The organism is Aquiflexum sp., from assembly GCF_041751335.1.
In the GTDB taxonomy this organism is placed as follows: Bacteria; Bacteroidota; Bacteroidia; order Cytophagales; family Cyclobacteriaceae; genus Aquiflexum.
Genome location: NZ_JBGSXS010000414.1, coordinates 39954 through 46378, shown reverse-complemented (window position 1 = coordinate 46378; position 6425 = coordinate 39954). Strand labels below are relative to the sequence as shown.

General features: G+C 38.8%; 4 protein-coding genes. 1 reads left to right on the top strand and 3 read right to left on the bottom strand.

What is annotated here, in order from left to right; translation table 11 throughout:
* Positions 1-192: 192 nt before the first annotated feature.
* Complete coding sequence (locus ACEW8U_RS22105; RefSeq protein ID WP_373524229.1) at positions 193-1086, bottom strand: nucleoside hydrolase; 894 nt, start codon at positions 1084-1086, stop codon at positions 193-195.
* Positions 1087-1463: 377 nt separating this feature from the next.
* On the opposite strand from ACEW8U_RS22105, the gene ACEW8U_RS22100 reads away from it, so the two are divergent.
* Complete coding sequence (locus ACEW8U_RS22100) at positions 1464-2876, top strand: TlpA family protein disulfide reductase (protein ID WP_373524228.1); 1413 nt, start codon at positions 1464-1466, stop codon at positions 2874-2876.
* 39 nt (positions 2877-2915) lie between these two features.
* Here ACEW8U_RS22100 and ACEW8U_RS22095 read toward each other — a convergent pair whose 3' ends face one another.
* Positions 2916-4466 carry a DUF1501 domain-containing protein gene (locus ACEW8U_RS22095; protein WP_373524227.1) on the bottom strand — a complete coding sequence of 517 codons (1551 nt, stop codon included), beginning with the start codon at positions 4464-4466 and terminating at the stop codon, positions 2916-2918.
* A 4-nt stretch (positions 4467-4470) separates the two neighbouring features.
* On the bottom strand, positions 4471-6198 hold the full coding sequence (locus ACEW8U_RS22090) for a DUF1800 family protein (RefSeq protein ID WP_373524226.1): 1728 nt from the start codon (positions 6196-6198) through the stop codon (positions 4471-4473).
* Positions 6199-6425: the final 227 nt, after the last annotated feature.

Below are 6425 nucleotides of genomic sequence, written 5' to 3'. Positions count from 1 at the left end.
CGCTTCGTGCCAGCATCTCTACTGACTACGCAAGACTCACTTCCGGTGGCTGACTAGGCCTTGCCGTAAAGTTTCTCACCTGTGGGGACATTACTCGTTTTCCATACTTTTATGGAATCCTGTTCTATGGTCTTAGCATGGCGCAAAAATACGCAGGTTGGCAACGGCCTCCTAGATCCCAATCCCCCTCTGCTATTTTAAGAACACCTTCCAAAAATCATCCATCATAGCTTCCGTATTAATCTCGGTGTATAAAAAAATACTCCGCGGTGTGTTTTCTGGGGGTGTTGGGTGAACAACTTGCTTTGTCCACTGAGGATTCATCACCGCCTGCAAGATGGCAAAATCCCACATTATCCAGTTTATCCCGTCTTTATTAACGGTGTCCCAGCGTTCTTTCAACATACCCTGTGTGCCCTCGTTTGAACTGAGTTTCTCATCGATATCGTACTGCGAAACAAGTAATTGTCTGCAAATATTGGCCGGCATAATGTGTAATTCAAGGTTCTCGGTATTGAGAAGGACGTCTATAGCATTCAAATCACTTGTTACATTAAACTCATTCTTACTAAAAGCCTTGCGATTAAAATCGTAAATAGTTCCAATGAAGTAAACTGCTATTTTTTCGATAATCCTCGGTTCGGATAGTATTGCCGATGCTACGTTGGTGGCAGAGCCAGTAACAATAATAATAAGTTTATCCCCATCGGCTTTTTCCAAAGCTTTATTAACCATAAAATCAGAAGCCTCATTAGGGATTGGCACCATTCTGTTTATCCCATGTTGAATCACTCCGTACTCCGCACCTTTCAGGCTAGGAATATATTTCAAATCCAAATGATGTAGAATTCGGTTGTTCAGCATCCAGCTCTCGTGCATGGTTTGGCGACCACATACTCCAAAGCGGTTCCATTGTGCAGCAGTAAGAGCTAATACATCCAGTTTGCCTGATTTTAATCCCAATACTATAGCGGGCAAATCATCAATTTCATTACCAGTATCTGCGTCAATTATCACTTTGGTATTCTGGCCATGAAGATTATTTAGCAAGAAGAAAAGGGCGAAAAATAGATAAAATTCTTTCATATATGTATAAGTATTTGATTAATAATAGTCTAGAATGCTGGATGTTTTAGCATGCGGCACAACGGTTTGCTATCAACAATTATTGATGATAGCATCCCAATCCGGGTTGCTATCACTAATATTGTTGATATATTTTCTATAAAACTAAAGATATTTTCTAAATATCCAGACTATCCATAGGGCTTTTGATTTGATCAAAGCCTTTGGTTGTGATATTTGCATATGGCAGAAAGGCTTAAAATATTTTTTCAAAAAATTTTTCCTTTATTTTTTTCAGCTAAACATTTATTACTGTAACTTTAGGTTTTATAGGCCTATCCGTTTAAAAATATGATACCTGCCTATCTGCCAATATTTTTAACGAATCATAAAAAGCCATGAAAAAACAAACGTTGTTATCCCTAATTATCCTCTTAGCCTGCTATTCCTGTTCGGAAAAACAAGAAGACATCAACACAACCATCACCATTGCAGGTAAACTGAAAAACCATTCTGATGTGGTCATTAAAGTATCCCTCGAAGATGAATTGTCAGTTGATTCCATTCAAAGCGATGGTTCGTTTTTGTTGAAATTTGAATACGAAGAAACCGAAATGTTTTTGGTTCAAAATGCTGACCTGAGATTCAGCCTGTACCTTAGTCCGGGTGATAGTATTTATTTGACCGGAGATGCTGAAGAGTTTGGAGTTACTTTCTTGGCTACCGGGGACAAGTCCGAAGAAAATACCTACCTCAGGAAGAAAATCAAATCCATGAATGAAAGTGGATTGAACAATTTTATGGAATTGATGTCATTGAAAAAGGATGATTATTTTGTAAAGAAAGACAGTATCCTGAATGTGGTCAAAAGCAATTACACTCAATTGGAAGCCAACGAAGGTATTGACCCGGAATTTTTAGAAATGGAAAATTCATTTTTCACTTATCAGAGCCTGTTTATGGATCAACTTTACCCAACATATCATGCATATATCAATAAAATCCATCCGGACTCAGTTGATTTCCCTAGGGAAAAAATCCAGGCTGAAGTGGATAACGTGCCTTTGGACAGAACAGAATTATTGGCCGTCGGCCCATATAAAAATATTCTTGATTCCAGGATTCAGAAATTAGCTTCAGCTTTGATGAAGGAGGATTCTACCCTTACCTCTTATGAAGATGCTTCATGGCTGGCCATTGATTCATTGCTTAAGAATCCTGTAATGAGAGATCAGTTTAAGTATGAAAATATCAAAATGACCATGGAATACAGAGGGCCTGCACATGTTGAGGAACAATACAATAAATTCCTGGTAGAAAATACTACTCCGAAATTTGCAGAGAAACTTGAAAAAATTAAGGAAAAGTGGGAACCTATCAGTCCTGGCAAAGAAGTTCCTGATTTTTCATTTGTTGACATTGAGGGAAATCCCGTACAAATGAGCGACCTGAGAGGCAAACTGGTATACATCGACATCTGGGCAACTTGGTGCGGGCCATGCATTGCAGAACATCCTCATTGGGATAAAATGAAAGAAGAATACAAAGATAAACCTGTTGCTTTTCTTACAGTTTCAATTGACGACAGCAAAGAACCATGGGAAAAAATGGTCAAAAACAAAAAAATGGAAGGCCTCCAATGGTTTGCTGAAAATGCCTGGCAATCAGAACTCACTCAGTTTTTCATGGTCAACGCTATCCCAAGGTTTTTACTTTTGGATACTGAAGGCAAAATATTAGACCCATCTGCAGACAGACCTTCTGGTGAAATTCGGGAAACGCTGGACAAACACTTGGAAGGATTGGTTTAAAAAATTCATGCCATGACTCAAAGTCATGGCATGAATCCATTAAATCTTGATGACATGTAAAGTATGTCTCCTATTCCCATCCATTACCCTAAGAATATATTTGCCAGGAGGATACATGGATAAGTCTATAATACCGGTAAACTGACGTTCGGTAGCATTGCCCTCAAATAACAATCCGATATTCGATCCTTTGAGATCGATCAAATCTATCCTGACTTTGCCAGATATTACGTCAAGTTTAACCGTGGCAAAATCCCTAACAGGATTTGGGAATAATTTTAGGGTATTCGGTTCCTCCCTTTCTATAGATGTTACAATGGCATTTTTGACAACAGGAATCTGGTCAAAACTTCCTCTAGTGGCCGTTTGAATACTTGTATTCCCGGCATCAAACCATTGACTGAGCAATGAAGTGTACACTTGTCTAAAGTCAGTCTGAAGTGGGATATTATTTCCATATACTTCATTTCCGGTGATAATTGGTGCTGTACCTCTTGAACCACCATGTGACATGTTTCCAAAAATAAACAAAGGTGCAGCGGAGCCATGATCTGTCCCCATACTGGCATTGGAAACTATTCTCCTTCCAAATTCCGAAAAAGTCATTCCCATGACCCTATCTGCACAACCTTGAAATTCAAGGTCATTCATAAATGCCATTACGGCGTCATTGAGATTTTGGAGAAGGTTTGCATGATTTCCCTTGGTATGGTCTCCACCATCCACTTGGTTGTCATGGGTATCAAAGCCTCCCATTCTTACTAGATATAAAGGGGTTTTCAATCCACCTGCAATCAACCTTGACACTATTCTCAATTGTGTGCCAAGTCTTGTCTCAGGATAGACCTTTTGCTGGGTAACTTTCTCAGCTGCACGCTTGACAATCATGCCATATTTTTGTGATTGCTGGGCAATCAATCGGATATATCTCAATTTATCACCTGCAATGGTATCAGGAGTGTCTTCAATGGCATTGTTTAAAATCTGATAAAAAGAATTGGGATTATTGATGACCATACTGAAATTGGCCCTTTCCCCCTGAAACAACATGGAAGAACCATTCCCGATTTCCACAGCCATTGGATCAGGATTCTCTAAGTTTGGATATTCCTCTGGAAATTGTGGATGATTGGCCTCTAGGTATCGTCCTGTCCAACCCGAAGGAACCAACTCATCGGAATTGGATCCGCTCATCCATATATCAGTGGATTTAAAATGCGATTGGCTATGCTGTGGATAGCCCACTGAATGAACTACTTGAAGTCTTCCTTCTTCATAGAGCGACTTGAAACCGGATAATGAAGGATGAAGCGCAAAATCCGTGGAATCTAAAGTCAGTAATTTATTTTCAGGCAAAATTACATGTGGCCTTACTTTATTAAGCCCACTCAAGTTCGAAAGTGGAATTACGGTATTTAATCCATCATTACCCCCTTCAAGATAAATCAAAACCAAAACCCTGTCTGTTTCATTGGCCAAGTTCAGAAACCTATCAATGGTTTGTCCGAAACTTTGGTTGTTCATTGCGCCTAAAAAACTTGGGATTGCCAGGCTGTGCGCAGCATGTTTGATGAAAGACCTTCTTTTCATAAAATTACATTAATTGCGATTCACCCATTTGTAACAATAGTTGAAAAGCTGGTTTAAGTCTGTTTAAAACAATGTTGGCATTGGACTGATTGGTGGGACTTGCCATATAAGTCAGCCATGCACCCGCCCAATAGTAGTCCTGTTCCTGCCCATTTAACAAGATGTTTTTTGCCATTTCAATTTGTTGTGGACTCAGGGCTGGTCCTAGATTCAATAATACAAATTCTGCAATGAGTGAATTGGGGTCTTCTGGATGTTCAAACCCTTGTACATATTTGAGCAGGTCTGCTGAAATATTTACGGATGAGGAAATCCAATATCCCCAAAATATCATGGAATCCGAAGCAAGGGCTCTCTTGGTAATAGAGTCAGTATTGATCCAAATTTTGTCATAGTTGGGCGCCTGATAGTAAGGAGGCCAACCGGCTACATTTGGTGGATCGCCAACTTCCTGACCAATACCACCCATATTCCAAAGGATAGCAGAATAAAAATCTTTTTCGCCAAGTGGATTTTGGGCAGCAGGCATATCGAAATTCCTCCAAAGACCCAAAATAAAATCCATGGGGCTTTTTATCATCGAACCCATTATTTCCGGATGAAAGAAATGTGCAGAACTCAACAGTGCTTTCAGTGCCGGCCTAATATTGTAATTGTTTCCCTTGATGATGGCAGCCATGGGTGTAATCACATTGGCCTCTGCCAAATCGGATATTTCAGAGGCTACAAAAAAAGTATATAGCTTTCTTGCAATGAATTTTGATGATTCATTCGTAGCAAAAATCATTTCAAGCATTTCATCCAATTCTCCGGCTCCGGCCATTCCTTCTTTTCCTTCAATAACCTTGTTGCCATAGAATGCTGAAAACGTCTTGCTTCCTGTATGATGCATTTCTGGGTTAAAATAAGAAATTGGTGGACCTTCAGTGTGAATACTTTCCCAATCAATAGTCCATCCTGTCAAAACCCTTGCCGCAGCCTGAACATCCTTCTCAATATATCCTGCATTTTTTCCTTTACCAATGCAAAACAGCTCCTGCAATTCCCTCCCATAGTTTTCATCAGGATTTTCTTTGTTATTGAATGCACCACTGAGAAATACCAACATAGCAGGATCCATGGTAAGGTCCTTGATCAAATCTTTGAAATTCCCAAGAACATGTCGATTGAGCATTTTTATGTACCCATAGCAGGACTTGGACACAAAAACATCCCACAATTTGATGGGTAAAAAATTCCACCAAAATAAGAGCATCTTTTCCTGAATACCTGAATTTGGACTCAATATCCGACCAATCATCCAAGTTTTCAGTGCAATAATTCTATCCCCTTCGAAATCGTCATTGAATGCCGCATTTACAAATGAGGAGCCCAGTGGTACATCCAAATCAATTTTACCTTCATTGGGTTTGTTATAATTATTGATCGGTTCAGGATAATCTATTGAAACTACAAGGATTTCATCAAGAATAGCTGATAAGGACTTATTTCTAAGGCTTTTTATTTCCTGCATCGTAGTCCCAAACCTTGTCCTTTTTAAAATGTGTGCAAGATGGTGGTCAGTCAAAGTACCTGAAAAAGGTTCTATACCTTCTCCTATTTCATCGAATCGGGAGGATTTTGCAAAATTTTCAGTTTTACCGGGTTTTTGTCCTTTTGAAAGGTCAGGAGGAAAAACTTCCCTGTATAGGGGCTCTAGATGTCTGTATTGCCCTGGTCTGATTGGAAACATATATCAATAATTTAAAAAGAGATTTTTAAAAACAATGTCAGTTCAAATAAAATGTAATCCATTTTATTTTATATTATAATATACTGATTTTATGGCTATTAGCTTTATATTTTTAAAGTAATAGACACTACTTATCGGGCGAATTTTAGCTTTGTTAGATTTTGGGTGATATAACAAATGCTCGGAAAAGATAAAAATTTACACCAACAGTACAAAAAGAATTTTTA